We start from the raw sequence: 25,601 nt of genomic DNA, 5'->3' as shown, positions 1-25,601 counted from the left end.
ATGAAGCTTTTTCTGACCCGAATGACCCTGGCGGTCGGCCTGGCTGCGCCGGTGCTGTTTGCTCATGCCGATGATCAGGTCAAGCGCGGCGAATACCTGGCCCGCGCCGCCGACTGCATGGCGTGCCACACTGCGGCGGGCGGCGCGCCGTTTGCGGGCGGGCTGCCGATCGTCTCGCCGTTCGGCACGATCTACGGCACCAACATCACGCCGAGCAAAGAGCACGGCATCGGCTTGTACAACGATGACGAGTTCTTCGCTGCGCTGACGCAAGGCAAGCGTCGCGATGGGGCGAATCTGTACCCGGCGATGCCGTACACCTCCTACCACCTGATGCCGCGCGAAGATTCGGATGCGATTCATGCGTACCTCAAAACCATCGAGCCGATCGAACGTGCAGGGCCGGTGACGAGCCTGAGCTTTCCGTTCAACGTGCGCCTGGGCCTGATGGGCTGGAATGTGCTGTACGGCAAAGCGCTGAAACTGGAGCCGGCCGAAGGTAAAAGCGAAGCCTGGAAACGCGGCCAGTACATGGTCGAAGTGCTTGGTCACTGCGGCGAATGCCACACGCCACGCGGCCTGCCGGGCGCGATGGAGCTGGACAAGCGCCTGACCGGCGGCATCCTCAATGGTTATCTGGCGCCCAGCCTGCTCGCCACTGACCTGGCTGCGCGCGGCTGGAATGAACAGGACTTGGCCACATTCCTCAAGCACGGCATGAGCGCCCAGGGCACGATGTTCAACGAGATGTTCCCGGTGTTCCACAACAGCACCCAGGGCCTGAGCGATCAGGATCTGGCCGCGATGGCCACGTTCCTGCTGGGTGATAACCCGCCAGCCGCCAAAGCGCTGGTCGACGTGCCGGTGGATAAACTCACCCAGAGCGCTCAGCGCGGCCGCCAGGAATACCTGAACGTCTGCGCCGGTTGCCACGCCGCGGGTGGCGAAGGCAAGCCGCACATCGCGGTGGCCATGCGCGGCAACACCACGTTGCGACTGGAAGACCCGCGCAACCTGCTGCGTGTGATTGAGGACGGTATTGGCGAGCAGAAATTTTCCGGATTCGAGCACATGCAACCGATGCCGGGGTTTTCCGAGAAGCTCAGTGCGCAACAGCTGACTGATCTGCTCAATTACCTGCGTCAAGGTTGGGGCGGCCAATCGGCTGAGCTGGCCGTAGGCGATGTGCAGAAGCTGCAAGCCGAGGCGCCTTCCGTCGAACACAAGGCGCATTGACGGCAGCGTATGAAGCGTACAGCCGGTGTGGGAGTGAGCAAGTCGCTCTCACACCGGATGTGTTTACATTCCGAATTTATCGCGCAACCCGTAGTACCAAGCCCCCAGCGCTGCAAACGGCGTGCGCAACATCTGCCCGCCCGGGAACGGGTAATGCGGCAAGTCCGCAAACGCATCAAAACGCTCAGCCTGCCCGCGCAATGCCTCCGCCAGTACTTTGCCTGCCAGGTGCGTGTACGTCACGCCATGGCCGCTACAGCCCTGTGAGTAATAGATGTTGTCGCCAAGGCGGCCGACCTGGGGCAGGCGCGACAGGGTCAGCAGGAAATTGCCGGTCCAGGCGTAGTCGATCTTCACGTCTTTGAGTTGCGGGAATGCCTTGAGCATTTTTGGCCGGATGATTGCCTCGATATTCGCCGGGTCCCGCGCGCCATACACCACGCCGCCGCCGAAGATCAGGCGCTTGTCACTGGTGAGGCGGTAGTAGTCGAGCAGGTAGTTGCAGTCTTCGACACAGTAGTCCTGCGGCAACAGCGTCTTGGCCAATTCATCGCCAAGGGGTGCGGTGGTGATCACTTGGGTACCGCATGGCATCGACTTGGCCGCCAGCTCCGGCACCAGGTTGCCCAGGTAAGCGTTACCGGCAACGATAATGAATTTGGCCCGGACCCTGCCTTCGGCGGTGTGTACCACAGGGTTGGCGCCGCGCTCGATGCGCACCGCTGCCGATTGCTCATAAATCGTACCGCCCAGGGATTCCACGGCCGCCGCTTCGCCCAGTGCCAGGTTGAGCGGGTGGATATGCCCGCCGCTCATGTCCAGCAAACCGCCCACATAGTTGTCACAGGCCACCACTTCGCGGATGCGGCGCTCGTCGAGCAACTCAAGCTGCGTATGGCCGTAGCGCTCCCACAGGCGCTTCTGCGATTCCAGATGACCCATGTGCTTGCTGTTGAGTGCGGCAAATACACCGCCGTCCTTCAAGTCGCACTGGATCTGGTATTTAGCCACGCGCTCACGAATGATCTTGCCGCCTTCAAAGGCCATCTGCCCCAGCAACTGAGCCTGTCTGGGCCCGACACTGCGCTCGATCACATCGATATCACGGCTGTAGGTATTGACGATCTGCCCGCCATTACGACCCGAGGCACCAAAACCCACCTTGGCGGCTTCCAGTACCGTGACGCGAAAGCCGTTCTCCAGCAAAAACAGCGCGCTGGAAAGCCCGGTATAGCCGGCACCAATCACACAGACATCGGTTTCGACCTCACCTTGCAGCGTCGGGCGAGGTGGGGCTGCATTCGCGGAAGCGGCGTAATAGGACTGGGGGTAGGGGGTGTTCGCCATCCTGGAACCTCTGTTTTATATTTTTTACGAGTGCGGCGATCCTACCTGAGTTGAAAATTGCCTGCCAGCCACCCGGAAATCCCAGGTGTACCCGGCATAAATAAAAAATTCGCATATTCATAGGCTTAGCTGCAAAAAAGATGTTGACACCCCTCCGGAATTCCGTAGAATGCCGCCTCACAGCAGGCACGTAGCTCAGTTGGTTAGAGCACCACCTTGACATGGTGGGGGTCGTTGGTTCGAGTCCAATCGCGCCTACCAAACAAAATCCGCTCTGCTGGGCGGTCTGGAAGGGCTCACCGAAAGGTGGGCCCTTTTTTGTTGTCTGGAATTTGGGCAATAGCCATCCCTACACGGCTCAAGGCGTGTATTCAGGGGTTTGAACGCTCGATCAGCAGAACAGCGTAGCCACCGACAGCAGGCAAATTATCTGGACGAACACCTGGCAGCGTATTTCGCCAAACGTGGTCGCCATATCACTCATTTGTCCGGCATACATAGCGCGAGCCCTCATTGTCGGTATAACACCGTGAACGAACTGCAGGTACACACAGCTGCATGATGGAGTATAGGTTCTGATTGAGAATCTACACGGTTGAACGATTTTGAGCTCCTCATCAGGTTGGCTGCGCGACTTTCCCCTTGAGGCCTGGACGCTTTCTCCTGATAGCGCCCGACCGTCGGCGCCATCCCCCCACAAAATTTATTGGTGTGCAGCAACAATTTTTCTTGTTGGACACTCCCGGTCTCCAGACAGCAAAGTTGCCGCCACTGACGCTCGACCTTCCGGGTCAACAATAAAAAAACCGAGCCGACTGCACGCCACTTCCAAGCTGTGAGCCCTTTGCCCACATCCTGCTGTTATGGCGCCGCAGCGCGCACTAAAGGACCTCTGTGCCATGCAAACAGTTGTGAACCTATGGCCGCTGATCGGCGTGCTTGTCATCGTGGTCGGCTTTGTATTGCGCTTCAATCCGCTGTTGGTGGTCACCGCCGCCGCCATCGCCACCGGGCTTGCTGCCCAGTTCCCGCTGGAAAAAATTCTCGCCACCATGGGCGATGGTTTCCTTCAGACTCGTGCCCTGCAATTGATTCTTTTATTGCCGCTGGCGGTGATTGGCCTGTTGGAGCGTCATGGCTTGCGCCTGCATGCGCAGAACTGGATCGCGCGCTTTGAGCGGGCAACGGTCGGGCGCTTGTTGATCATTTATCTGTTTGTGCGTGAGTCCACGGCGGCCATGGGGCTGACCAGCCTGGGTGGGCATCCGCAAATGGTGCGGCCACTGTTGGCGCCGATGGCCGAAGGTGCCGCGGAAAAACGCTACGGCAAGCTGCCAGACAAGCTGCGCCACAAGGTCTTGGCCATGTGTGCGGCCACCGATAACGTCGGGCTGTTTTTTGGTGAGGATATCTTTGTCGCCTTCGGTGCTATTGCGTTGATGCACACCTTCCTGTTGGGCTCGGGCATTGATGTGGAGCCGCTGCACATCGCGGTGTGGGGCATTCCGACGGCGATTTGTGCGTTCATCATTCATGCGATCCGCCTGCATCGCTTTGATCGACGATTGACCCGCGAAATGAGCCCGGCCACCACGTCCGTGGAGGCTGCTCAATGATTATTTCCATTCAATACCTTTATTGGCTCGCCGGTGTTCTGTTGCTGATCACTGCGGGCATGATCCTGCTCGATCGCACCCATCCCAAACGCTGGTCCAGCGCGCTGTTCTGGTTGTTGTTCGCCATTCCGTTCCTGGTGGGGGAGCGTCTGCCCTCGGTGGCCATCGGCATCGGTGTGGTGGTGATGGCGTTGATCGCCGGCTTGGGTGGCGTTGGTCGCGGCCAGCACGCCGAATTGCACGTCAAGGCGTCCCGCGCCAGCGCCGGGCGCCTGGGCCACAAGTTGTTTATCCCGGCCTTGGCGATTCCGTTGACTACGGTGATTGGCTCGGTATTGCTCAAGCACACCGAAATCGGCGGTGTACCGTTGCTGGACCCGAAGAACACCACCTTCGTCTCCCTCGGCATCGGCTGCCTGATTGCTCTGGGCCTGGCCTGCTGGCTGACCCGCGATACGCCGGTACAAGCCCTGCGCGAATCCCGTCGCCTGACTGAAGCCCTGGGCTGGGCCATGGTGTTGCCGCAGATGCTGGCGATGCTCGGATTGTTGTTCAACGAGGCCGGGGTGGGCACGGCAGTCGCCCACGTCACCACCACCTACATCAACCTGGACTACAAGCTGGTGGCGGTGATGGTCTATGTACTGGGCATGGCCCTGTTTACGGTGATCATGGGCAATGGTTTTGCGGCTTTCCCTGTGATGACTGGCGGCGTCGGCGTGCCGGTGCTGGTAGGGATTTATGGCGGCAACCCTGCGGTGATGGCGGCGATCGGTATGTTTTCCGGTTACTGCGGCACGTTGATGACGCCGATGGCGGCCAACTTCAATATCGTGCCGGCGGCGTTGCTGGAGTTGCCCGACAAGAACGCGGTGATCAAGGCGCAGATCCCCACGGCGCTGATGATGCTGGTGGTCAATATCGTGCTGCTTTACCTGTTGATGTGAGGTCACTATGCAAACTGTACTGCTGACGGGGTTCGAGCCCTTTGATAACGACCTGGTGAACCCGTCATGGGAGGCTGCGCGCCAGTTGGATGGCGTGCAACTGGGCGAGGGTGCACGCATTGTCGCGCATTGCCTGCCCTGTGCATTTGCCACGGCGGGTGAACACCTGGCCCGATTGATCAGTGAGTTGAATCCGGCAATGGTGATTGCCACCGGCCTGGCGCCCGGGCGCAGCGAGATGTCTATCGAGCGTGTAGCGATCAATATCAATGACGCACGCATCCCCGACAACCTCGGGCAGCAACCGGTTGATACGCCAGTGGTAGCCGGTGGCCCGGCTGCATACTTCTCGACATTGCCGATCAAGGCCATGGTCAAGGCGCTGCGTGACGCGGGGGTGGCGGCTGCCGTTTCGCAAACGGCGGGCACGTTCGTGTGCAATCAGGTGTTCTACCTTTTGCAGCACCGGCTGGTCGAGGCCGGGGTGCGCAGTGGGTTTATCCATGTGCCGAGCGCGCCGCCGGCCGACCAGCCGCCTTTGGTTGAGGCCTTGCGACTGGCGGTCTCGACGGCCTGGCTAACCGAAACGGATGTGCGGGAAACAGGCGGGCAGGTGAGCTGACGGTCGGGCTGTGAATGGAGTCATTCGTGGGGCAACTTCGACTATAGTTCACAGGTGTATCCACCTTGGAAAACCATCATGATCAAGTACCCGAAGTTCGTATCTGTCGTGTTGTCCCTCGCGCTGTTTGCGGGTAGCGGTCTTGCCTTGGCCGATCCCGGTAATGGCAAGGGGCAGGGTAATAACCAAGGGGGGCAGGGCCAGGGTAACAAGGGCGGTCAGGGGCAGGGCAATAACAAAGGCAATAACCCCGCAGGGCAGGCCTACGACAAGCCCAAGGGCAAGGGCGGCTCAGGTGGTCCCGGCCCCAGCGTTGACCGAGGGAGCGTATTGAATGTGCTCGGCGGTTATCGCGATTACTGGAGCCCAGGGCCTGCATTGCCGCCGGGGATCCAGAAGAACCTGGCGCGCGGCAAGCCGCTGCCACCCGGTATCGCCAAGAAACTCGATGGTCGCCTGCTGGGGCGGCTGCCTCACTACGACGGTTATGAATGGCAGCAAGTGGGAACCGATTTGATTCTGGTCGCCATCGCCAGCGGCATCATCTACGAAGTACTTAATGGCGCCTTTGATTGAACGGAAAAACCCTCACGTCTCCTGCGCGGGGAAAAACAATTCAAAGCACGTCACGCCGTCTTCACTGCTGACGCCATACCGACCGTTATGCAGCTGCATGATGGTCGCCACAATCGACAATCCCAGTCCATTGGACTGGGATGAACATTCACGGGATTCATCCACCCGGTAAAAGCGTTCGAACAGCCTGGGCAAATGCTCCGCGGCAATGGTTGCACCCTGGTTGCTGACCTTGATGCAAGTGCCCTCGACTGTCGGGACGGCCCGGATGCTCAGCTCGGTGTTCGGCGCGCCATACTTGATGGCATTGGCGCACAGGTTCGCCAGGGCCCGGCGCAGCAGCATCGGTTCCGCCCAGATCACACCTTCGCCCACGCCAACGATGTGCATACCCACATCACCGGCCAGGCCCTCGAAATAATCGGCGATGCGCTCCACTTCATCGGCTGCGTCCAGCGCCTGGCGCTGACGCAGGGCGCTGGCGGGGTCGGTGCGGGCCAGGAACAGCATGTTGTCGAGCATCCGTGCCAGGCGTTCAAGCTCTTCAACGTTTGAGGCCAGCAGTTGCTGATAGTCTTCAATAGTGCGGCTCTGTTGCAGCGCGACCTGGGTTTCACCGAGCAAGTTATTGATGGGGGTGCGCAGTTCATGGGCCATATCGGTGGACACCTGGCCCAGTTGAATAAAACCTTTGGCCAGCCGTTCAAGCATGGTGTTGAAGGCGTCAATCATCGGCAGCAGCTCCTTGGGCGCGCCTTGGCTGCCCAGGCGCTCGGCCAGGTTGTTCACGCCGATGCCCTGTGCGTGTCCGGCCAGGCGCCGCAAGGGCACCAGCCCACGGTGTACCAGCACATAACCAACCAAGGCGAGAATGACCGCCGCGATGCTGGCCAGGATAAAAACACTCAAGCGATAACTGGCAAGCATGGCTGTGCGTTCAGCCATCAGGCGCCCGACGGTGACTTGCAGGCTCCCCAGGTCACCGGTGTCGATGAAAGCCGCCACGGTGGCGAAGGGCACGCCATCTACGCCGGGCAAATGGTGTACGTCGGCGAGTCCAAGGTCGTGGTCTTTTGCCACGGCCGGCACGGCCGGTATTTGAATGTTGCCCGGGTTGACGAGCAATAACGGAGTCTGCCCAGGTGCAGCGATGCTCAGTACCGACTCACTGTTGCCCAGCATGTTCTGGAACAGCTGGGGCTTGGTCTTGATCAGCTCGCGGGTATTGCCGTCATTGAGCACGTTGCGCAGTTGGTTGGCGCGCGAGATCAGCGCGGCGTCGTCACGCTTGATCAGCTCACGCTCCAGCTCGTGGTATAGCGTCACGCCCAGGGTGGCCAGCAGGGCGAAGGCGAGCAGGGCAAAGATCAATGCCAGGCGCAGGGTCAGGGAATAATGGCGATCGCGCTTCATGGTTGGGTATCGAAGCGGTAGCCAATGCCCCGCACGCTGTGGATCAGTTTGAGCTGGAACGGGTCATCGATCTTCAGGCGTAGGCGGCGTACGGCAACATCGACCACATTGGTGTCGCTGTCGAAGTTCATGTCCCATACGCGTGAAGCGATCAGCGAGCGCGACAGCACCTGGTCCTGGTGGGTGGCGAACAGGTGCAGCAAGGCGAATTCCTTGTTGGTCAGGGTAATGCGCGTACCGGCGCGGGTCACACGGCGCTTGAGCACGTCAATGTGCAGGTCGGCGATGTGCAGCTGTTCTTCTTCGCGGCTCGGGCCACGTCGGTTGAGGGTGCGCAGGCGTGCAACCAGTTCGGCGAAGGAGAAGGGTTTGATCAGGTAGTCGTCGGCGCCCAGTTCAAGGCCCTTGATGCGGTCGGCGATGTCATCGCGAGCGGTGAGGAACAGCACCGGTGTATCGGCCTCTTTGCGCAGGCGACGCAGCACTTCCCAGCCATCCATTTTCGGCATCATCACGTCCAGCACGATCACGTCGTATGGTGTTTCCAGGGCCAGGTGCAAACCCTCTACGCCGTCGCGCGCCAGGCTCACCGAGTGGCCCAGCTCCTGCAAGCCATTGAGCAGGTAATTGCCGGCCTTGGGTTCGTCTTCGACTACGAGGATGTTCATGGAAAGTGTCCTGCTTCAATAAGTGGCGCAAGTGTAGCCCGATCAATTGTCACTGGCGCAACCGACGCCCTGGACTTGGTAATCGAGTAGGTGTTCGCGGCCCTGATGGTCCAGGTAGCGCAAGTGCGCCGGGACAATCCCGCATTGGCCAGAGATGTCGGTGCTCGATAGCACCTTGTCGACATCCAGGTGTAGGAAGAAGCCGGTTTTGTCGTGGATGACATCGCTGGCAGACGTTACGTCGGCAGCGAAGGCAGTACCGGTGGCGAGCAAGGCGGCAAAGCCCAGGGCGAACAGTTTCATGACGGTCTCTCTCGTGGCTGGGGGCTGCCGGGTTGGCAGTGAGTTCACAGTAACCAGGCGACCCCAACAGCCAACCAACAGGATCATGACAAGTTCGTCATTCTTGGTTCGAGCCTGGCGCGTGGGCAATGAGTGTCCGGTCGAGGAGGCTCTACGTTTACAAGTGCCGAGGTGATCCGTAGATTGCAGGGGTCCAGCTCATGAGGAAGCCGCGCAGTGTCCATCTCAACTTCATCCGTGTTCAACCGGCGTTACCGCGCTTTCCTGTTCGATATGGATGGGACCCTGCTCAACTCCATCGCTGCGGCCGAACGTGTATGGAGCATCTGGGCCGAGCGCCATGGTCTGGATGTGGAAGCGTTTCTGCCTACCATTCATGGCGCGCGCGCGATTGATACGATCACCCGCCAGGCGTTGCCGGGTGTCGATCCAGAAGTTGAAGCCCAGTGGATTACCGACGCGGAGCTCAACGATGTCGACGGCGTTGTAGCGATTCCCGGCGCAGTGGCGTTTTTGAAAGGCGTGCCCGCGGATCAATGGGCACTGGTCACGTCTGCCCCCAAGGCGCTGGCGTTACGTCGACTGCAAGCGGCAGGCATTCCCGTGCCGGCCGTGTGGGTGACGGCCGAAGATGTGGCCAACGGTAAACCCGACCCTGCGTGCTATTTATTGGGCGCGAAACGCCTGGGGGTGTCGGTTGAGGACAGCCTGGTGTTCGAAGACGCCGCGGTGGGCATTCGAGCGGGTGAAGCAGCGGGGGCGGATGTTGTGGTTGTCACCTCGGCACACTTGGAGCCCATGGTGACTGCACACGCTTGCATCAACGACTATGGCGATTTATGCACCGAGCATGGCGCTGATGGCTTGTTGTCTTTGCGCAAGCTGGCGCCGTGATACGCAGCAGGTCCTCAGCGTGTGGTTTTCTGATGGGCACGATGCGCTGCGCGCTGGCATAGCTTGCGCAAGATAACTTTTTGGATGGGTTTGAGGCAGAACACCAGCAGGTAGCCGCAGAGAAGGAGCGCCAGGTCCAGCCAGGAATGGGCGTCGGGATCGGCGCCCTCGACTTCGACTCTCAGCCCATACCCAAGCGCCAGGAAGGCCAGCCCGATCAGCAGGGCGATCATCCAGGATCTGGAAACAAGAGGTGGCGTCGCGACTGGCCTCATCGACGTATTCCTGAATGCACACGGATGGCAGGATAAAGTGTCAGAAATTGGGCTGCGAATACTTCAACAAGTTCCAGATGCCCAGACAGTTTCATCTTGCAGCGAAGGGGCATGCTCAAAGCGCACTGGTCAGGCTGGAAGACGCGAGCAGGCCGATTGGGTTTTCGCCAGCCATTACAGTGAACGAAAGGGCTGGCTACTGGAGGCGTTTCAAGGCGTCTGGTTTTTGTCGGGTGCAGTCAGGCCGGCCTGGATGCGCTGGTAAATCTCCTCGCGATGCACGGCAACGTCCTTGGGTGCGTTGATGCCGATTCGTACTTGCTGGCCGCTAACGCCCAGAATGGTGATCGTAATGTCATCACCGATGTTTATGCTTTCACCAACTTTGCGGGTGAGTATAAGCATGGACTTCTCCTTGATTACTTTTAAGGACACATGTGTCAGACAGGGCAGGTGTCGGATGTGTGTAGCTTACTGCGAAGCGCTTCCCTGTGGCTGCCTCTTTTAGGACGCATAGAGGCGACATTAATTCCCATGGCGGCATCATACAGGTCGCGATACATCATTCGCATTGTTTAAGCCAACGTTTATGACGGCCAGAATAGACAGTGAATGGTAAAGTCGCCTCTTTATCCTCAAAGGAGCAGGGCAGTGCGTAAAGTAGCGATGGCAATTGTGGTGTTGGCGTTGGCCGGATGCGGTGAAGGTAAATCGGTCGATGCACCCAAGGCCAAGCCTGCCGTGACCGAAAGCCTGCCACAAACCGGCGCGATTGCCGCTCAGGAATGGGATGTGCGCGTCGGCCCGCCAGACCACAAGCTGCAGGCGATCACCGACCTGACCGCCTGGTTGCTGGAGCATGGTTTCAATTTTTATATCGTGAAGGCCGACGGCAAGGATGAGGTGCTGTTGGGTCCGTTCGCAACCAAGGCCGAGGCCGAGGCCAAACAAGCCTTGCTCAACGAAAAGATGGCCCGCGCGAAGAAAACCGACACCGTGTCTGAAATTATCGAACACAACGCCGCGCAGTGACGTGCCAAGTGGGCGGCAACCCCGCCCACGTTCAACCGCAGGCTTTGAGATTCACCGGGCCGACAAACTCGTTGCCCCGTCCCATCACGCAAGCCACGGTCTGGTTGCGCTGGCGCTCCCAGGTTTGCACCGGGTAAGTCTTGTTCCAGGCTTCATACAGCTGTCGATCCTGCTTCGACAGGCGCAGGCCGTATTGCTTGCTCATATAAAAATACGTGCGTGCGATCATGCCGCGAATGGACGGGCGTGGCATGACCTTCTTGGCCTTGAAATCCACTTGGGTCAGGCACGAGCCGTACTGCCCACTTTGCACGGGCAGCCAGCCAAAGCTGAAGTTGTTACGGTCGCCATTCACTTCGCCGATGCTCGGCACCAGATTGTGCAGGTCCGCCTCGGCGCGCTTGAACACATCGTCGTGGCGCGTGCAGTTCTTTCGCCCGCCGTTTTGCCAGCATTGGCGCTGATGCCCGATTTGCCAGGCCGGCACGATGTGTTCCCACTCGATGCGCGCGGCGCGATTGGCGTTTTTGCGCGGGATGTAACCGCAGGCTTTCAAATTCACGCGGTTACCGGTGTATTTGCAGCCGCAATAGAATTCGGTCGATTGGGGGGCGTAAAGCTTCCAGGCGATTTTCTTGGCTTCGCTAAAGGTCCGAGGGGCTTGGGCGTTGGCGGTTACGCTTAAAAACAGACAGCACACAGCAATAAAACGGGCACTCACAATCAATCTTCCTTCGGCACAACCCAAAAAATCTGCACGCCACCGTCATCCCGATAGGCGAGGGTGACGTTGTCGTTTTCTGCAATTTCTTCCAGTAGACGTTGCCACACGTCTTCCGGCTCATCGGGTAAACGGAAGAGCAAGGCTGCTTTGGCTTTCTGTGCGTTGGTCGAATTGATGATCTTTTGCACGCGAATAGCCAGGCGCTGATAGGCGTCAGGCGCTGCAGGTGCTGCGGAAGAGGGCTTTGCCACGGAGCATTCCTTAATTTGCTGTACGCACATACAGTATTTAACTGTAGGCGATTTCGCAACTGCTTAAATTTCAAGAAGTTCGTCTGACAGCGATTCGGGAAGTTTGTTGAGAAGGGGGAGCAATTGTGGGAGCGAGCAAGCTCGCTCCCACAGGTCGATCAGCAGTAATCAGTATTCCCAGAACATGCGTTGCAGTTCTTTGCTGTCCTGGGTCTTGGTCAGGGCTACCATGGCCAGGATGCGAGCTTTCTGCGGGTTCAGGTCCAGAGCCGCAACCCAGTCGTATTTGTCGTCTGGTTGTTCAGCGTTACGCAGAACCATACCGCCGGCGTTGACGTGGGAGGAGCGAATGATCTGTACGCCTTGCTTGCGCAATTCGACCAGCGCGGGAACGACTTTCGAGGATACCGAACCGTTACCGGTACCGGCGTGGATGATGGCCTTGGCGCCAGCTTGGGCCAGTGCTTTGTAGGCAGTGTCGCTCACGTTGCCATAGCCGTAGGCAATTTCAACGTCAGGCAGGCTCTTGATGGTCTTGATGTCGAATTCCGAATCCATGGTGTGACGCTTGGCCGGCAGGCGGAACCAGTAGGATTTGCCTTCAACGACCATGCCCAGCGGGCCCCACGGGCTCTTGAATGCCTCGGTCTTGATGTTGATCATCTTGCTGACGTCGCGACCCGATTGGATTTCGTCGTTCATGGTCACCAGCACGCCTTTGCCCCGCGCATCCTTGCTACCTGCGACAGCGACTGCGTTATACAGGTTGAGCATACCGTCAGCCGACATGGCGGTACCTGGACGCATGGAGCCGACCACGACGATAGGCTTGTCGGTTTTTTCTACCAGGTTCAGGAAGTAGGCAGTTTCTTCAAGGGTGTCGGTGCCGTGAGTGATCACGATGCCATCCACGTCTTTGCTGTCAGCCAGTTCTGCGACGCGGCGACCCAGTTGCAGCAGGTTTTCGTTGTTGATGCTTTCCGAAGCAATTTGCATCACTTGTTCGCCGCGTACGTTGGCGATCTGGCTAAGCTCAGGAACGCCGGCGATCAGTTGTTCGATGCCGACTTTGGCTGCCTGGTACGTAGCACTGTTGGCTGCACTGGCGCCGGCGCCAGCAATGGTGCCGCCTGTGGCAAGGATCACTACGTTGGACAGTTTGGTTTTGTTTTCGACTTCTTTTGCCTGTGCGGCAAGGGGGAACAGCAGCAGCAGGGCCATGGCGCCCGGGACAAAGTTCTTCAATGCAGATTTCATTATTTTTCTCTCTGGTTTTTGATGAGTGCTGTAGCCGGTTCATCTAGAACACCCGGGCGGTTCTGAACGCCGCGAGGTGCAGGGGAAAAGCAGGATTTGTACCAGGCCGAGTGTGTGGTTCTTCTTAAATTAACGTATTGATTTAAAACAACTTATGAGATTTTTTAAACTTGTTTTGAGTGAGTGGCGTCCGGCTTTCCGAACGGTTGAGGGGTAGTGTGTTCGGTTGTCCGACAGCGCTGTCACAAAATTCGAGTGCGATTAGCGTCAACACCTGTCGTTTTAGAGAGTGCGAGAAAGAGGTGGCCTTAAACGTTTCAGGCCCCAAGGTTGGTTGGACCAGGCCGAGGGCATGGGATTGAAAGGCCAGTTTCTACCGTTGACAAATCCCGACAAGGTTCTCATAGTTTGCTCAACGCAAACGTTTGCGAGATGTTTCACGAGCGCTCCAGGAGTATCGTGACAGCTCGCATCAGCCGCCCGGGTGGGAGGGCCGCCGAAGAGGTCTTCGGTGCAAGCGTTGCTCACAATAATCATAAGATCGGAGTGAACCCATGAAGCTGCCATTCGCTGGACGTCTTCTTGCTGTCGCTGTGCTTGCCGCATCCGCTGCTTTGCCTCTCTCTTCTGCACTTGCTGATGACGCTGCCAAAACACCTACTGTTGGTTTGGTCATGAAGTCCCTGGCCAATGAGTTCTTCGTCACCATGACCGACGGTGCCAAGGACTACCAGAAAGCGCACCCGGCAGAGTTCAAGCTGATCTCCAACGGGATCAAGAACGAAACAGACACCAGTGCGCAGATCGCCATCGTCAACGAGATGATCAACTCCAAGGTAGACGCGCTTGTCATTGCTCCCGCCGACTCCAAGGCACTCGCCAGTGTGCTGAAGAAGGCTTCTGATGCCGGTATCAAGGTCGTTAACATCGACAATCGCCTGGACCCGGAGGTACTCAAAAGCAAAAACCTCGATATCCCGTTCGTAGGTCCGGACAACCGCAAAGGCTCCAAGCTGGTGGGCGAATACCTGGCCAAGCAACTGGCCGCGGGTGACAAGGTTGGCATCATCGAAGGCGTACCCACCACGACTAACGCCCAGCAGCGCACCGCAGGCTTCAAGGATGCGATGGACGCAGCAGGCATGAAGATTGTTTCCACTCAATCCGGCAACTGGGAAATCGACCAGGGCAACAAGATTGCTGCAGCGATGCTGAGCGAAACGCCGGATATCAAGGCTCTGCTGGCCGGTAACGACAACATGGCCCTGGGCGCTGTCTCCGCCGTGCGTGCGGCAGGCAAGGCCGGCAAGGTATTGGTGGTGGGCTACGACAACATTGATGCGATCAAGCCAATGCTCAAGGATGGTCGTGTGTTGGCCACCGCTGACCAGGCTGCCGCGCAACAAGCGGTATTCGGTATCCAGAACGCACTGAAGCTGGTCAAGGGTGAGAAGGTCGATGCCAAAGATGGCGTGATCGAAACCCCGGTCGAACTCGTCATCAAGCAGTAATCCCGGCAGTACCCAACAGCGCTCGCTCGTCCTGAGCGGGCGCCTGGAGATTTTCCTATGTCATCTTCCGCCCCGAACGCTGTCCTCTCGGTCAGCGGTATCGGCAAGACCTATGCTCAGCCGGTTCTGTCCGACATCACCCTGACGCTCAATCGCGGGGAAGTGCTCGCGCTGACCGGTGAGAACGGCGCAGGCAAAAGTACCTTGTCGAAGATCATCGGCGGCCTGGTCACACCGACTACCGGGCACATGCAGTTCAACGGTCAGGAGTACTGCCCCGCCAGCCGCACCCAGGCCGAAGCCTTGGGCGTGCGCATGGTCATGCAGGAACTCAACCTGCTGCCGACCCTGACGGTGGCTGAAAACCTGTTTCTGGATAACCTGCCGAGCAACTGTGGCTGGATCAGCCGCAAGCAACTGCGCAAAGCCGCGATCGAGGCCATGGCTCAAGTTGGCCTGGATGCGATCGACCCCGACACGTTGGTTGGCAGCCTGGGCATTGGCCACCAGCAAATGGTCGAGATTGCGCGCAACCTGATCGGCGACTGCCACGTCCTGATTCTCGACGAACCCACGGCCATGCTCACCGCCCGTGAAGTCGAGATGCTGTTTGAGCAAATTACCCGTCTGCAGGCCCGGGGCGTGGCGATCATTTATATTTCACACCGGCTGGAAGAACTGGCCCGTGTCGCCCAGCGCATTGCGGTACTGCGCGACGGCAAGCTGGTCTGCGTCGAGCCGATGGCCAATTACAACAGTGAGCAACTGGTGACCTTGATGGTCGGTCGCGAGCTGGGCGAACACATTGACCTGGGCCCGCGCACCATCGGCGAACCGGCCCTGACGGTGAAGGGCCTGAGCCGTTCGGACAAGGTTCGCGACGTGTCCTTTGAAGTGCGCGCCGGTGAGATCTACGGTATTTCCGGACTGATCGGCGCCGGCCGCACTGAGTTGCTGCGCCTGATCTTCGGTGCCGACCAGGCCGACAGCGGCACCGTGGCCCTGGGATCGCCGGCCAGGGTGGTCAGTATTCGCTCGCCAGTGGATGCGGTTGGTCATGGTATTGCCCTGATCACCGAGGACCGCAAGGGCGAGGGCCTGCTGCTGACCCAATCGATCAGCGCCAATATAGCCTTGGGAAACATGCCGGAAATTTCCGGCGGTGGCGTCGTCAATAGCCGCAACGAAACCGCTCTGGCCAAACGCCAGATCGACGCCATGCGTATCCGCAGTTCCAGCCCGGGGCAATTGGTGTCCGAGTTGTCGGGCGGCAACCAGCAAAAAGTAGTGATTGGCCGCTGGCTGGAGCGCGATTGCGCGGTGATGCTGTTCGATGAGCCCACCCGAGGCATCGACGTCGGCGCCAAGTTCGACATCTATGCGTTGCTTGGCGAACTGACTCGCCAGGGCAAAGCCTTGGTGGTGGTGTCGAGCGACCTGCGTGAACTGATGCTGATCTGTGATCGCATCGGGGTGTTGTCCGCGGGGCGCCTGATCGAGACCTTCGAGCGTGACAGCTGGACCCAGGACGAATTGCTCGCCGCCGCCTTTGCCGGCTATCAGAAACGTGATGCGCTGCTCAATGAGGCAGCGCCTAGGAATACCCCATGAAAACAAGCATTTCCTCCGGTAAAACTGGCGGCAACTTCTATGGCCTGGGTACTTACCTGGGGCTGGCGGGTGCCTTGCTGGCGATGATTGCGCTGTTCTCGGTACTCAGCGACCACTTCCTGTCCTACGACACCTTCAGCACCCTGGCCAACCAGATTCCGGACCTGATGGTGCTGGCGGTGGGCATGACCTTCATCCTGATCATCGGCGGTATCGACCTGTCGGTAGGTTCGGTGCTGGCATTGGCGGCATCGGCGGTCAGCGTGGCAATCCTGGGCTGGGGCTGGAGCGTGTTGCCGGCTGCGCTACTGGGCATGGGCTGCGCTGCATTGGCCGGGACCATCACCGGCTCCATCACCGTGGCCTGGCGTATCCCGTCATTTATCGTGTCTTTGGGTGTGCTGGAGATGGCCCGGGGCGTGGCCTATCAAATGACGGGCTCGCGCACCGCTTATATCGGTGACTCGTTTGCCTGGCTGTCCAACCCGATTGCTTTCGGTATTTCCCCGTCGTTCATCATTGCGCTGCTGGTGATCATTGCGGCTCAGTTGGTGCTGACCCGCACTGTCTTCGGGCGCTACCTGATCGGCATCGGCACTAACGAAGAAGCAGTGCGCCTGGCTGGCATTAATCCCAAGCCATACAAGATTCTGGTGTTCAGCCTGATGGGCCTGTTGGCCGGTGTAGCTGCGCTGTTCCAGATCTCGCGCCTGGAGGCGGCAGACCCGAATGCAGGTTCAGGCCTGGAGCTGCAGGTAATCGCCGCGGTGGTAATCGGCGGCACCAGCCTGATGGGCGGGCGCGGTTCGGTCATCAGTACGTTCTTCGGTGTATTGATCATTTCGGTATTGGCGGCGGGGCTTGCGCAGATCGGCGCTACGGAACCCACCAAACGCATCATTACCGGTGCTGTGATCGTGATCGCCGTGGTCCTCGATACTTACCGCAGCCAGCGCGCCAGTCGGCGGGGCTGAGTCATGGCAACGATCAAGGATGTGGCAGCGCTTGCAGGTATTTCCTACACCACCGTGTCCCATGTGGTGAACAAGACGCGTCCGGTCAGCGAGCCGGTCCGCATCAAGGTCGAGGCGGCGATCAAACAGCTGGACTACGTGCCCAGCGCCGTGGCGCGTTCGCTCAAGGCCAAGACCACGGCCACCATTGGCCTGTTGGTGCCCAATAGCCTCAACCCGTATTTTGCCGAGCTTGCGCGGGGCATCGAGGATTATTGCGAGCGTAATGGCTACTGCGTGATCCTCTGCAACTCCGACGACGACGCAGAAAAACAGCGCAGTTATTTGCGCGTGTTGCTCGAAAAACGCGTCGACGGCTTGATCGTGACGTCGGTGGGCGGCGATGACAGCGGCTTGGCGGCGGGCTTGAGTGCAGTGCGCACGCCCATGGTGATTGTCGACAGGGCCCTGGATGGAATCGATGTCGACCTGGTGCGCATCGACCACGAACAGGGCGCCTACCTCGCGACCCGGCACTTGCTGGAGTTGGGCCATCGGGATATCGCCTGTATCGGCGGCCCGGGGCATACCCGCGTGGCACAAATGCGCCTGGCGGGTTACCAGCGTGCATTGCGCGAGGCGGGTGTCGAGGTGTTGGCCAGCCGGATCCTGGAAAGCGATTTCACCAGCACGGGGGGGCATGCCGCAGCCGTGCAATTGTTAGCGCAAAACCCGCCCAGCGCGATTTTCGCCAGCAACGATATGATTGGTTTCGGCGTGCTGCGCGCAGCCGCAGAACGCAGCATCCGCGTGCCGGCCGAGTTGTCGGTGATCGGTTTCGATGACATTCAGATGGGACGCTACGTCTATCCTGCGCTGACCACGGTTGGGCAGTCGATCCTGCAATTGGGCGAGACGGCGGCCGAATTATTATTGCAACGAATAGCAACACCCCAACGGTCGATCGATCAACGCATCGTGACGCCAAGTATCGTTTTGCGTGAGTCGACGGCGCCATTGGCCGGTGTGTTCGCCCAATACCGCTGAACCGAATTGATGAGTACTGATGTATGCCAGCAAAAGTAGTGGTAGTAGGCAGCTTGAACATGGACCTGGTCACCCGGGCCAGTCGCTTGCCGCGTGCCGGTGAGACCTTGATCGGCCAGAGCTTTTCCACCGTTGCGGGTGGCAAGGGCGCCAACCAGGCGGTGGCATCGGCGCGGCTGGGGGCCAGTGTTGCGATGATCGGATGCGTGGGCACCGATGCCTATGGCAGTCAATTGCGTGATGCACTGCTGGTGGAAGGGATCGATTGCCAGGCGGTCAGCACCGTAGAGGGCTCCAGTGGTGTGGCATTGATCGTGGTGGATGACAGCAGCCAGAATGCGATTGTCATTGTGGCCGGCAGCAACGGTGAGTTGACGCCCGCGTCTCTGCAAGCGTGCGACGCTGTGCTGCAGGCGGCAGACGTGATCATCTGCCAGCTTGAAGTGCCGATGGACACCGTTGGTCATGCGCTCAAGCGCGGCCGCGAACTGGGCAAGACAGTCATCCTCAATCCGGCGCCCGCGAGTGGGCCTTTGCCCGCTCAGTGGTATGCCTCGATCGATTACCTGATCCCCAATGAAAGTGAAGCCACCGCCCTGAGCGGCGTCACCGTCGACTCGCTCGACAGCGCCAAGGTCGCCGCAACAGCGCTGATCAAGGCGGGGGCGGGTAAAGTCATCATTACGCTTGGCGCCCAGGGGGCACTGTTTGCCGACGGTAGCAGCTTCGAGCATCTGTTGGCGCCGAAGGTCAAGGCGGTGGACACCACAGCCGCTGGCGATACCTTCGTCGGTGGCTTTGCCGCTGCACTGGCCGCGGGCAAGAGCGAAGCCGAGGCGATCCGTTTTGGCCAGGTAGCGGCGGCGTTGTCTGTGACCCGCGCCGGCGCTCAGCCTTCCATTCCTACGCTGCACGACGTACAAGGTTTTGTGCCCTCATGAAAAAGACACCTTTGCTCAATATCGCCCTGTCACGCGTGATCGCATCCCTGGGCCATGGTGATGTGCTGGTCATCGGCGATGCCGGCTTGCCGGTGCCGCCCGGCGTGGAGTTGATCGACCTGGCACTGACCCAGGGCATTCCGGATTTCATCAGCACGTTGCGCATTGTGCTCAGTGAGATGCAGGTTGAAAGCCACGTGCTCGCGGAAGAAATCCTGCTCAAGCAACCGCCGGCGCTGAGCGCGCTCAATGCGCTGACAGAGCAGGCAGCGCTGGGTGAGCGGCGGCTGCTCAGCCATGAAGAATTCAAGCAACTGAGCCGCACAGCACGCGCGGTTGTGCGTACCGGCGAGTGCCAGCCTTACTGCAATATCGCGCTGGTATCCGGCGTAACGTTTTAGCGTCCCCCCAATGACAAGGAGTGCTTTATGCAACGTGGTCTACCCATCCTGAAAAACCTGTTCCGGAGTGTTCTGCTTTTGTCCGCACTCACAGCTGCAAGCGCCCAGGCGGCGGAAAAAATCGACCTGATCATCGATACCGACCCTGGGGCCGATGACGTGGTGGCGCTGCTGTTCGCCATGGCCTCGCCGGAGGAGCTGAGCATTCGTGCGCTGACCACCGTCGCCGGTAATGTGCGCCTGGACAAGACCTCCCGCAATGCGCGTCTGGCGCGCGAGTGGGCAGGGCGTGAGGACATTCCGGTGTACGCAGGTGCGCCGGCGCCTCTGTTGCGCAAGCCGATCTACGCCGAGAATATCCATGGCAAAGAGGGCATCTCCGGCGTCACCGTGCACGAGCCGAAAAAAGGCCTGGCCGAAGGTAATGCCGTTGACTACCTGATCAAGACGCTGAGCACCGCCAAACCGCACAGCATCACCATCGCCATGCTCGGTCCGCAGACCAACCTCGCGCTGGCACTGACCCAGGCGCCGGAAATCACCCAGGGCATCAAGGAAGTGGTGGTGATGGGTGGTGCGCACTTCAATGGCGGTAATATCACGCCCGTGGCCGAGTTCAACCTGTTCGCCGATCCGGTGGCCGCTGAGATTGTGCTCAAAAGTGGAGTGAAGTTGACCTACCTGCCGTTGGACGTGACCCATAAAGTCCTCACCAGCGACGCCCGCCTGAAGAAGATTGCGGACCTGAACAACAACGCGAGCAAGGTCGTCAGCAGTATTCTGAATGAGTACGTCAAAGGCGACATGGAGCATTACGGCATTCCGGGTGGCCCGGTCCACGACGCTACCGTGGTTGCCTACCTGCTCAAACCATCGCTGTTCAGCGGTCGTCAGGCCAATATGGTCGTCGACAGCCGCGAAGGCCCAACCTTTGGCCAGACCATCGTCGATTGGTACGACGGCCTCAAGCAGGAGAAGAATGTGTTCTGGGTCGAGAACGGCGACGCCCAGGGCTTCTTCGATCTGCTGACCGAGCGTCTGGCGCGTTTGAAGTAATACGTTTTACCGGTCGGCGTTCGTCGGCCGGTTCTTATTCTTGTGCGCCCATGTAGTCGGCCGGGTATTTCTCGAATACCTGGCCGATGAACGCTTGTGCCGCCTGGGTTCCCAGTTCCTTGACCAACAGATCGATACCAATGATCGCCAGTTCTTCGGGGCTGCCGGGGCTATAGGAGCTTTGCCCCTGGGGCCACTTGGCTTTGATATCGGCTTGGAGCGTTACGGTGGTCATGGAAATCTCACGGCTGAAAGTACTGGGCAATGCGCTGGAACGCGGTTCCAGCGGCGCAGTTAACCATTTTGCGCGGCTTTTGGCACTGCTACTTAGGCATGAAGGAGGGGGTATGCGACACTGTTGGCTTGTTTAACAGCCGGGAAACACCGCGTGCAGATCGATCTGAACAAGCCTGAGAACCTGACGCTGGATGCCGTGCGCCAACTGCTTGCCCACGCCAGTGACGACGTACATACCCAGCTTCGGGTAACCAGGGCTGGTATTGCCTATATTTCTTCCGGCGTAGTCGGTGGAGCTCAGATAGATGGCCTGCTGTTTCGTCTGGAGACCTGGGCCAAGGGTTCTGGCTATGTCGGTATTGTGGCGGCCAGCGATGAGGTCTGGGTCATGCAGATCTTCAACGCGCTGAAACAGAACTGGCCATACCCACCATCTGACTACATCGACATCTACTGAGTGCGTTCATATCTAGTCACGATTGACTGGGCGATTGCCCCGCGCGAGTCAGTCAGACTTGCGCGCAGGCGATTAACGTCTTGAAACCAATCGTTCATATCGCTGTCGCACGATCTCTGTCCATTTTTTATCATAGGAGGCTTCATGCCTTGGAAGCTCGCTTCATTCGGTACTTTGTTGGCAGCACTCGCATTGGCGGGTTGCAGCACCCCGGGTGCCTCTGAGCCAGGCAAAGACGCCACCGTGACCGATGCCGGTCATAGCCGCTGTGAGTCTAAGGCCGCCGAGTTCGCAATCGGCCAGAAAGCCTCGCCGCAGTTGCTGGAGCAGGCTCGTACCCGTGCTGGCGCGCAGAATGCACGCATCCTCAAGCCCAACGATATGATTACCCTGGAATATCGTTCTGACCGCCTGAACCTCAACACTGACAACAACCTGGTGATCACGCGGGTCAATTGCGGCTGACAGCTTCGGCTTTTGCATCGCCCATAAAAAACCCCGTCACATGGACGGGGTTTTTTTTAGCTCAGCGGAGAATTACTCGCCGCGAACCTGTGCAGCTTGCATACCCTTTTGGCCTTTCTCAGCCACGAAGGAAACGGTTTGGCCTTCTTTCAGGCTTTTGAAACCGTCGCTTTCGATAGCTTTGAAGTGTACGAACAGGTCGTCACCGCCACCTTGAGGAGTGATGAAGCCGAAGCCTTTTTCATCGTTGAACCATTTAACGGTGCCGGTTTGGCGATTAGACATGGTGTATCTCCAAGAAACATATATTTTCAGTAGTGCTGTGCTGCTCAGGCCAACTGGGCACACTGGGCTATCATAGTCGAAATGTTCGACTTGGGAGCCCCCCCAAGGCATTGTTTGCTAATCAATCGCGTTGCATCTGATCCCTGGATCGGCGCAAAGCCGCGATCTACGGGGCTTTGCGCTGAAATATCAACTGTTAAAAAAAGCCGTAAAACCTGCATAATTTGTGTGAAATGGCAGTTTTCAGGCCATTTTTCCAGCGATATGGTCGTCAGATCAGTGGTCAATCTTACTTTTTCTTCACGACTTTGCAGGACGAAATAGCCGCTACCGCTTTGTTCTTAAGCTCAGGGCTGGCGTTCTGATTGGTCATCAGTTCCTTGATCTCGGCAGTGCTCAATTCGGCATTGATCTTGTCAGCACCACATTCGCAGTGAGCTTTGGCAGTTTTGGCGTCTACGTTCTGACTCGCGGCGGCACTGCAGTCGCTCACAAAGCTGTCACGGGCGCCGGCTGGCCAGTTGGAAGGGGCTGCAGCCTGCGCGCCAAGGGAAAGGAGGCTCAGGGTAGCGGCGACAGCGAGGGTAGAGGTGAAACGCATCATGGGATGCTCCTTTGGGTCGAGGACGAACGGCGATTCTCAGTGGGTTGGAGGCCCGACGTACAGCTCAAGTTCACTTTGCAGCTATAAAGCCTTGAATTGCGCTATACACAAAGCTTCGTCGGCGCGATGACCGTTCATCTGTGCTAGCATCGTGGGCTTGGCTAGTTTCAGGCGCGTCAATTACCGCCTTGCCATGTTTCTTTTTAGCTCAATCCAGTCACTCTGGTTCGATTATCGGTTGGCCGAAAGGCTCCTGCCGCTGTAAGGCAGGCGTTCATCACTGAACGGCCTGGTGTTGGATCTTGTACTGGCTCATCCCAACCCACGTGACCTTTGGTAGGGGTCACCACTAGGAGAGGAGGCGCCATGCCAACTATTACTCTACCCGACGGCAGTCAACGTTCATTCGATCATTCGGTTTCCGTAGCCGAAGTCGCCGCATCCATTGGTGCAGGCTTGGCCAAGGCCACCGTGGCCGGCAAGGTCGACGGCAAACTGGTCGACGCCAGTGACCTGATCACTTGCGATGCCAGCCTGCAAATCATCACGCCCAAGGATCAAGAGGGGCTGGAGATCATTCGCCACTCTTGCGCGCACCTGATTGGCCATGCGGTCAAGCAGCTGTACCCAACCGCCAAGATGGTGATCGGCCCGGTAATCGAAGAAGGCTTCTATTACGACATCGCCTATGAGCGTCCTTTTACACCGGACGACTTGGCGGCCATCGAGCAGCGCATGCACGCGCTGATTGAAAAAGATTACGACGTCATCAAGAAAGTCACCCCGCGTGCCGAAGTGATCGACGTGTTTACCGCGCGTGGTGAAGATTACAAGCTGCGCCTGGTGGAAGACATGCCGGACGAGCAGGCCATGGGCTTGTACTACCACGAAGAATACGTCGACATGTGCCGTGGCCCACACGTGCCGAACACGCGTTTCCTCAAGTCGTTCAAGCTGACCAAGCTGTCCGGTGCCTACTGGCGCGGTGATGCCAAGAACGAACAGCTGCAACGGATCTACGGCACGGCCTGGGCTGACAAGAAACAGCTGGCCGCCTACATCCAGCGCATTGAAGAAGCTGAAAAGCGCGACCACCGCAAGATCGGCAAGCGCCTGAACCTGTTCCACCTTCAGGAAGAAGCGCCGGGCATGGTGTTCTGGCACCCGAATGGCTGGACCCTGTACCAGGTGCTTGAGCAGTACATGCGCAAGGTTCAGCGCGACAACGGTTACCTGGAGATCAAGACCCCGCAGGTCGTTGATCGCAGCCTGTGGGAGAAATCCGGGCACTGGGCCAACTACGCCGACAACATGTTCACCACTCAGTCGGAAAACCGCGACTACGCCATCAAGCCGATGAACTGCCCATGCCACGTGCAGGTGTTCAATCAAGGCCTGAAGAGCTACCGCGAGTTGCCGATGCGCCTGGCCGAGTTCGGTGCCTGCCACCGCAACGAGCCATCCGGTGCACTGCACGGCATCATGCGTGTGCGCGGTTTTACTCAGGACGACGCCCACATCTTCTGCACCGAAGAGCAGATGCAGGCTGAATCCGCCGCGTTCATCAAGCTGACCATGGACGTTTATCGCGATTTCGGGTTTACCGAAGTTGAAATGAAGCTGTCCACTCGTCCGGAAAAACGCGTTGGTTCCGACGAGCTGTGGGATCGCGCCGAAGCGGCACTGGCCGCAGCACTCGACAGTGCGGGCCTTGCGTACGACCTGCAGCCGGGGGAGGGCGCGTTCTACGGTCCGAAGATCGAGTTCTCGCTCAAAGATTGCCTTGGCCGTGTCTGGCAGTGTGGTACCCTGCAGCTCGATTTTAACCTGCCGATCCGTCTGGGAGCCGAATACGTCTCCGAAGACAACAGCCGTAAACACCCGGTTATGCTGCACCGGGCGATCCTCGGTTCGTTCGAGCGGTTCGTCGGTATCCTGATCGAGCACTACGAGGGAGCGTTCCCTGCGTGGCTGGCTCCGACCCAGGCAGTGATCATGAATATCACTGATAAACAGGCAGATTTTGCCGCCGAAGTTGAAAAAACTCTCAACGAAAGCGGATTTCGTGCCAAGTCCGACTTGAGAAATGAAAAGATCGGCTTTAAAATCCGCGAGCATACTTTGCTCAAGGTTCCCTATCTTTTGGTTATCGGAGATCGGGAAGTCGAGATGCAGACTGTCGCTGTGCGTACTCGTGAAGGTGCTGACCTGGGCTCGATGCCCGTCGCCCAGTTCGCTGAGTTCCTCGCGCAAGCGGTTTCCCGGCGTGGTCGCCCAGATTCGGAGTAATTATTATTAAGCGTGAAATGAGACAAGATAAACGAGCTGCACCGAAAGCCCCGATCAACGAGAATATCTCGGCACGCGAGGTTCGGTTAATTGGGGCTGAGGGTGAGCAGCTTGGGATTGTGTCAATTGAAGACGCGCTTCTTAAGGCTGAAGAAGCCAAGCTCGATTTGGTGGAAATTTCCGCCGATGCTGTACCGCCTGTCTGCAAGCTGATGGACTACGGCAAATCGATCTTCGAGAAGAAGAAGCAGATTGCCGCAGCCAAGAAAAACCAGAAGCAGATCCAGGTTAAAGAAATCAAGTTTCGTCCAGGGACGGAGGAAGGGGATTACCAGGTAAAACTGCGCAACCTGGTACGTTTCCTGAGTGATGGGGACAGGGCCAAGGTATCCTTGCGATTCCGCGGCCGTGAGATGGCCCACCAGGAGCTGGGGATGGAACTCCTCAAGCGGGTTGAAGCTGACCTGCTCGAGTACGGTTCGGTCGAACAGCATCCTAAGATGGAAGGACGCCAACTGATCATGGTCATCGCCCCGAAAAAGAAGAAGTAATCAACAGGGCACGGCAGGCCTTCTGATTATGT

Annotated in this window: 30 protein-coding genes and 1 tRNA gene; 19 read left to right on the top strand and 12 right to left on the bottom strand. The window is 58.5% G+C overall.

What is annotated here, in order from left to right; genetic code table 11:
• Complete coding sequence (locus tag J1G33_RS25320; RefSeq protein WP_223018995.1) at positions 1-1,236, top strand: cytochrome c; 1,236 nt, start codon at positions 1-3, stop codon at positions 1,234-1,236.
• A gap of 63 nt (positions 1,237-1,299) precedes the next feature.
• Here J1G33_RS25320 and J1G33_RS25315 read toward each other — a convergent pair whose 3' ends face one another.
• Complete coding sequence (locus J1G33_RS25315) at positions 1,300-2,583, bottom strand: FAD-binding oxidoreductase (RefSeq protein ID WP_223018994.1); 1,284 nt, start codon at positions 2,581-2,583, stop codon at positions 1,300-1,302.
• Between the two features lie 184 nt (positions 2,584-2,767).
• On the opposite strand from J1G33_RS25315, the gene J1G33_RS25310 reads away from it, so the two are divergent.
• From J1G33_RS25310 to J1G33_RS25290, 5 genes are all read left to right on the top strand, one after another.
• A tRNA-Val gene (locus tag J1G33_RS25310) sits at positions 2,768-2,844 on the top strand.
• A 638-nt stretch (positions 2,845-3,482) separates the two neighbouring features.
• Positions 3,483-4,199 (top strand): DUF969 domain-containing protein, encoded by a 717-nt coding sequence (locus J1G33_RS25305; RefSeq protein ID WP_005789724.1) that lies wholly within the window; start codon positions 3,483-3,485, stop codon positions 4,197-4,199.
• Positions 4,196-5,146: a DUF979 domain-containing protein gene (locus J1G33_RS25300; protein WP_032880266.1), complete on the top strand. Its 951-nt coding sequence runs from the start codon at positions 4,196-4,198 to the stop codon at positions 5,144-5,146. Before J1G33_RS25305 ends, J1G33_RS25300 begins: the two co-directional genes overlap by 4 nt.
• A gap of 7 nt (positions 5,147-5,153) precedes the next feature.
• Positions 5,154-5,768 carry a pyroglutamyl-peptidase I gene (gene pcp / locus J1G33_RS25295; RefSeq protein ID WP_223018993.1) on the top strand — a complete coding sequence of 205 codons (615 nt, stop codon included), beginning with the start codon at positions 5,154-5,156 and terminating at the stop codon, positions 5,766-5,768.
• A gap of 78 nt (positions 5,769-5,846) precedes the next feature.
• On the top strand, positions 5,847-6,344 hold the full coding sequence (locus J1G33_RS25290; RefSeq protein WP_223018992.1) for an anti-virulence regulator CigR family protein: 498 nt from the start codon (positions 5,847-5,849) through the stop codon (positions 6,342-6,344).
• Between the two features lie 12 nt (positions 6,345-6,356).
• On the opposite strand, the gene J1G33_RS25285 is transcribed toward J1G33_RS25290, so the two are convergent.
• Genes J1G33_RS25285 through J1G33_RS25275 form a run of 3 tightly spaced genes read right to left on the bottom strand, consistent with a single transcriptional unit; the run spans position 6,357 to position 8,728 of the window.
• A complete protein-coding gene (locus tag J1G33_RS25285; RefSeq protein WP_223018991.1) occupies positions 6,357-7,757 on the bottom strand; it encodes a heavy metal sensor histidine kinase in 1,401 nt (466 codons plus the stop codon).
• Positions 7,754-8,425, bottom strand: coding sequence for a heavy metal response regulator transcription factor (locus tag J1G33_RS25280; RefSeq protein ID WP_122734617.1), 672 nt, complete (start codon positions 8,423-8,425; stop codon positions 7,754-7,756). Before J1G33_RS25280 ends, J1G33_RS25285 begins: the two co-directional genes overlap by 4 nt.
• 42 nt (positions 8,426-8,467) lie before the next feature.
• The gene (locus J1G33_RS25275; RefSeq protein ID WP_032880274.1) at positions 8,468-8,728 is read right to left on the bottom strand and encodes a DUF2790 domain-containing protein; all 261 of its coding nucleotides are present in this window, start codon (positions 8,726-8,728) and stop codon (positions 8,468-8,470) included.
• 216 nt (positions 8,729-8,944) lie between these two features.
• On the opposite strand from J1G33_RS25275, the gene J1G33_RS25270 reads away from it, so the two are divergent.
• Positions 8,945-9,622 (top strand): HAD-IA family hydrolase, encoded by a 678-nt coding sequence (locus J1G33_RS25270; RefSeq protein ID WP_103733795.1) that lies wholly within the window; start codon positions 8,945-8,947, stop codon positions 9,620-9,622.
• Between the two features lie 14 nt (positions 9,623-9,636).
• Here the strand turns inward: J1G33_RS25270 and J1G33_RS25265 are convergent, their stop codons facing one another.
• Both J1G33_RS25265 and csrA read right to left on the bottom strand, forming a co-directional pair.
• Complete coding sequence (locus J1G33_RS25265) at positions 9,637-9,897, bottom strand: hypothetical protein (protein ID WP_223018990.1); 261 nt, start codon at positions 9,895-9,897, stop codon at positions 9,637-9,639.
• Positions 9,898-10,107: 210 nt separating this feature from the next.
• The gene (csrA, locus tag J1G33_RS25260; protein WP_003192511.1) at positions 10,108-10,302 is read right to left on the bottom strand and encodes a carbon storage regulator CsrA; all 195 of its coding nucleotides are present in this window, start codon (positions 10,300-10,302) and stop codon (positions 10,108-10,110) included.
• A 261-nt stretch (positions 10,303-10,563) separates the two neighbouring features.
• On the opposite strand from csrA, the gene J1G33_RS25255 reads away from it, so the two are divergent.
• Entirely contained in the window at positions 10,564-10,929 is a 366-nt protein-coding gene (locus J1G33_RS25255) for an SPOR domain-containing protein (RefSeq protein ID WP_223019013.1), read from the top strand.
• A gap of 31 nt (positions 10,930-10,960) precedes the next feature.
• Here the strand turns inward: J1G33_RS25255 and J1G33_RS25250 are convergent, their stop codons facing one another.
• The 3 genes from J1G33_RS25250 to J1G33_RS25240 form a co-directional block, all read right to left on the bottom strand.
• Positions 10,961-11,650 (bottom strand): endonuclease I family protein, encoded by a 690-nt coding sequence (locus J1G33_RS25250; RefSeq protein WP_005789706.1) that lies wholly within the window; start codon positions 11,648-11,650, stop codon positions 10,961-10,963.
• Between the two features lie 2 nt (positions 11,651-11,652).
• Complete coding sequence (locus tag J1G33_RS25245; RefSeq protein WP_005789704.1) at positions 11,653-11,904, bottom strand: DUF1654 domain-containing protein; 252 nt, start codon at positions 11,902-11,904, stop codon at positions 11,653-11,655.
• A gap of 168 nt (positions 11,905-12,072) precedes the next feature.
• Positions 12,073-13,161 (bottom strand): asparaginase, encoded by a 1,089-nt coding sequence (locus J1G33_RS25240; RefSeq protein WP_005789702.1) that lies wholly within the window; start codon positions 13,159-13,161, stop codon positions 12,073-12,075.
• A 554-nt stretch (positions 13,162-13,715) separates the two neighbouring features.
• Between J1G33_RS25240 and J1G33_RS25235 the strand changes: the two genes are divergently transcribed.
• From J1G33_RS25235 to J1G33_RS25205, 7 genes are read left to right on the top strand one after another with little or no spacing between them, the layout of a single operon-like run.
• Positions 13,716-14,672 carry a sugar ABC transporter substrate-binding protein gene (locus tag J1G33_RS25235; RefSeq protein ID WP_223018989.1) on the top strand — a complete coding sequence of 319 codons (957 nt, stop codon included), beginning with the start codon at positions 13,716-13,718 and terminating at the stop codon, positions 14,670-14,672.
• A 57-nt stretch (positions 14,673-14,729) separates the two neighbouring features.
• Entirely contained in the window at positions 14,730-16,283 is a 1,554-nt protein-coding gene (locus J1G33_RS25230) for a sugar ABC transporter ATP-binding protein (RefSeq protein WP_005789698.1), read from the top strand.
• Positions 16,280-17,257 carry an ABC transporter permease gene (locus J1G33_RS25225; protein ID WP_032880283.1) on the top strand — a complete coding sequence of 326 codons (978 nt, stop codon included), beginning with the start codon at positions 16,280-16,282 and terminating at the stop codon, positions 17,255-17,257. Before J1G33_RS25230 ends, J1G33_RS25225 begins: the two co-directional genes overlap by 4 nt.
• A gap of 3 nt (positions 17,258-17,260) precedes the next feature.
• A complete protein-coding gene (locus J1G33_RS25220; RefSeq protein WP_032880284.1) occupies positions 17,261-18,283 on the top strand; it encodes a LacI family DNA-binding transcriptional regulator in 1,023 nt (340 codons plus the stop codon).
• Positions 18,284-18,306: 23 nt separating this feature from the next.
• Positions 18,307-19,224: a ribokinase gene (gene rbsK, locus J1G33_RS25215; RefSeq protein WP_005789694.1), complete on the top strand. Its 918-nt coding sequence runs from the start codon at positions 18,307-18,309 to the stop codon at positions 19,222-19,224.
• A complete protein-coding gene (rbsD, locus tag J1G33_RS25210; protein ID WP_005789692.1) occupies positions 19,221-19,625 on the top strand; it encodes a D-ribose pyranase in 405 nt (134 codons plus the stop codon). Before rbsK ends, rbsD begins: the two co-directional genes overlap by 4 nt.
• Positions 19,626-19,652: 27 nt before the next feature.
• A complete protein-coding gene (locus tag J1G33_RS25205; protein WP_032880287.1) occupies positions 19,653-20,681 on the top strand; it encodes a nucleoside hydrolase in 1,029 nt (342 codons plus the stop codon).
• Positions 20,682-20,715: 34 nt separating this feature from the next.
• Here the strand turns inward: J1G33_RS25205 and J1G33_RS25200 are convergent, their stop codons facing one another.
• Positions 20,716-20,916, bottom strand: coding sequence for a hypothetical protein (locus tag J1G33_RS25200; RefSeq protein WP_032880288.1), 201 nt, complete (start codon positions 20,914-20,916; stop codon positions 20,716-20,718).
• A gap of 153 nt (positions 20,917-21,069) precedes the next feature.
• Between J1G33_RS25200 and J1G33_RS25195 the strand changes: the two genes are divergently transcribed.
• Positions 21,070-21,375 carry a hypothetical protein gene (locus J1G33_RS25195; RefSeq protein ID WP_032880289.1) on the top strand — a complete coding sequence of 102 codons (306 nt, stop codon included), beginning with the start codon at positions 21,070-21,072 and terminating at the stop codon, positions 21,373-21,375.
• A 144-nt stretch (positions 21,376-21,519) separates the two neighbouring features.
• The gene (locus J1G33_RS25190) at positions 21,520-21,840 is read left to right on the top strand and encodes an I78 family peptidase inhibitor (RefSeq protein ID WP_032880290.1); all 321 of its coding nucleotides are present in this window, start codon (positions 21,520-21,522) and stop codon (positions 21,838-21,840) included.
• 72 nt (positions 21,841-21,912) lie between these two features.
• Here J1G33_RS25190 and J1G33_RS25185 read toward each other — a convergent pair whose 3' ends face one another.
• Both J1G33_RS25185 and J1G33_RS25180 read right to left on the bottom strand, forming a co-directional pair.
• Complete coding sequence (locus J1G33_RS25185; protein WP_003234260.1) at positions 21,913-22,125, bottom strand: cold-shock protein; 213 nt, start codon at positions 22,123-22,125, stop codon at positions 21,913-21,915.
• 289 nt (positions 22,126-22,414) lie between these two features.
• A complete protein-coding gene (locus J1G33_RS25180; protein ID WP_078821838.1) occupies positions 22,415-22,729 on the bottom strand; it encodes a hypothetical protein in 315 nt (104 codons plus the stop codon).
• A gap of 366 nt (positions 22,730-23,095) precedes the next feature.
• Between J1G33_RS25180 and thrS the strand changes: the two genes are divergently transcribed.
• A complete protein-coding gene (gene thrS / locus J1G33_RS25175) occupies positions 23,096-25,018 on the top strand; it encodes a threonine--tRNA ligase (RefSeq protein ID WP_005789682.1) in 1,923 nt (640 codons plus the stop codon).
• Complete coding sequence (infC, locus tag J1G33_RS25170; RefSeq protein ID WP_169851780.1) at positions 25,018-25,569, top strand: translation initiation factor IF-3; 552 nt, start codon at positions 25,018-25,020, stop codon at positions 25,567-25,569. Before thrS ends, infC begins: the two co-directional genes overlap by 1 nt.
• The last annotated feature ends 32 nt before the right edge of the window (positions 25,570-25,601 follow it).

It is taken from the genome of Pseudomonas sp. P867, assembly GCF_019891455.1.
In the GTDB taxonomy this organism is placed as follows: domain Bacteria; phylum Pseudomonadota; class Gammaproteobacteria; order Pseudomonadales; family Pseudomonadaceae; genus Aquipseudomonas; species Aquipseudomonas synxantha_A.
The sequence above is the reverse complement of the archived record's forward strand: the minus strand, read 5'-3'. Positions and strand labels throughout refer to the sequence as shown.

Coding starts and splice junctions, on each gene's coding strand:
- J1G33_RS25320 (WP_223018995.1), top strand. CDS start 1: ATGAAGCTTTTTCTGACCCGAATGACCCTGGCGGTCGGCCTGGCTGCG.
- J1G33_RS25315 (WP_223018994.1), bottom strand. CDS start 2,583: ATGGCGAACACCCCCTACCCCCAGTCCTATTACGCCGCTTCCGCGAAT.
- J1G33_RS25305 (WP_005789724.1), top strand. CDS start 3,483: ATGCAAACAGTTGTGAACCTATGGCCGCTGATCGGCGTGCTTGTCATC.
- J1G33_RS25300 (WP_032880266.1), top strand. CDS start 4,196: ATGATTATTTCCATTCAATACCTTTATTGGCTCGCCGGTGTTCTGTTG.
- pcp (WP_223018993.1), top strand. CDS start 5,154: ATGCAAACTGTACTGCTGACGGGGTTCGAGCCCTTTGATAACGACCTG.
- J1G33_RS25290 (WP_223018992.1), top strand. CDS start 5,847: ATGATCAAGTACCCGAAGTTCGTATCTGTCGTGTTGTCCCTCGCGCTG.
- J1G33_RS25285 (WP_223018991.1), bottom strand. CDS start 7,757: ATGAAGCGCGATCGCCATTATTCCCTGACCCTGCGCCTGGCATTGATC.
- J1G33_RS25280 (WP_122734617.1), bottom strand. CDS start 8,425: ATGAACATCCTCGTAGTCGAAGACGAACCCAAGGCCGGCAATTACCTG.
- J1G33_RS25275 (WP_032880274.1), bottom strand. CDS start 8,728: ATGAAACTGTTCGCCCTGGGCTTTGCCGCCTTGCTCGCCACCGGTACT.
- J1G33_RS25265 (WP_223018990.1), bottom strand. CDS start 9,897: ATGAGGCCAGTCGCGACGCCACCTCTTGTTTCCAGATCCTGGATGATC.
- csrA (WP_003192511.1), bottom strand. CDS start 10,302: ATGCTTATACTCACCCGCAAAGTTGGTGAAAGCATAAACATCGGTGAT.
- J1G33_RS25255 (WP_223019013.1), top strand. CDS start 10,564: ATGGCAATTGTGGTGTTGGCGTTGGCCGGATGCGGTGAAGGTAAATCG.
- J1G33_RS25240 (WP_005789702.1), bottom strand. CDS start 13,161: ATGAAATCTGCATTGAAGAACTTTGTCCCGGGCGCCATGGCCCTGCTG.
- J1G33_RS25235 (WP_223018989.1), top strand. CDS start 13,716: ATGAAGCTGCCATTCGCTGGACGTCTTCTTGCTGTCGCTGTGCTTGCC.
- J1G33_RS25230 (WP_005789698.1), top strand. CDS start 14,730: ATGTCATCTTCCGCCCCGAACGCTGTCCTCTCGGTCAGCGGTATCGGC.
- J1G33_RS25225 (WP_032880283.1), top strand. CDS start 16,280: ATGAAAACAAGCATTTCCTCCGGTAAAACTGGCGGCAACTTCTATGGC.
- J1G33_RS25220 (WP_032880284.1), top strand. CDS start 17,261: ATGGCAACGATCAAGGATGTGGCAGCGCTTGCAGGTATTTCCTACACC.
- rbsK (WP_005789694.1), top strand. CDS start 18,307: ATGCCAGCAAAAGTAGTGGTAGTAGGCAGCTTGAACATGGACCTGGTC.
- rbsD (WP_005789692.1), top strand. CDS start 19,221: ATGAAAAAGACACCTTTGCTCAATATCGCCCTGTCACGCGTGATCGCA.
- J1G33_RS25205 (WP_032880287.1), top strand. CDS start 19,653: ATGCAACGTGGTCTACCCATCCTGAAAAACCTGTTCCGGAGTGTTCTG.
- J1G33_RS25200 (WP_032880288.1), bottom strand. CDS start 20,916: ATGACCACCGTAACGCTCCAAGCCGATATCAAAGCCAAGTGGCCCCAG.
- J1G33_RS25190 (WP_032880290.1), top strand. CDS start 21,520: ATGCCTTGGAAGCTCGCTTCATTCGGTACTTTGTTGGCAGCACTCGCA.
- J1G33_RS25185 (WP_003234260.1), bottom strand. CDS start 22,125: ATGTCTAATCGCCAAACCGGCACCGTTAAATGGTTCAACGATGAAAAA.
- J1G33_RS25180 (WP_078821838.1), bottom strand. CDS start 22,729: ATGATGCGTTTCACCTCTACCCTCGCTGTCGCCGCTACCCTGAGCCTC.
- thrS (WP_005789682.1), top strand. CDS start 23,096: ATGCCAACTATTACTCTACCCGACGGCAGTCAACGTTCATTCGATCAT.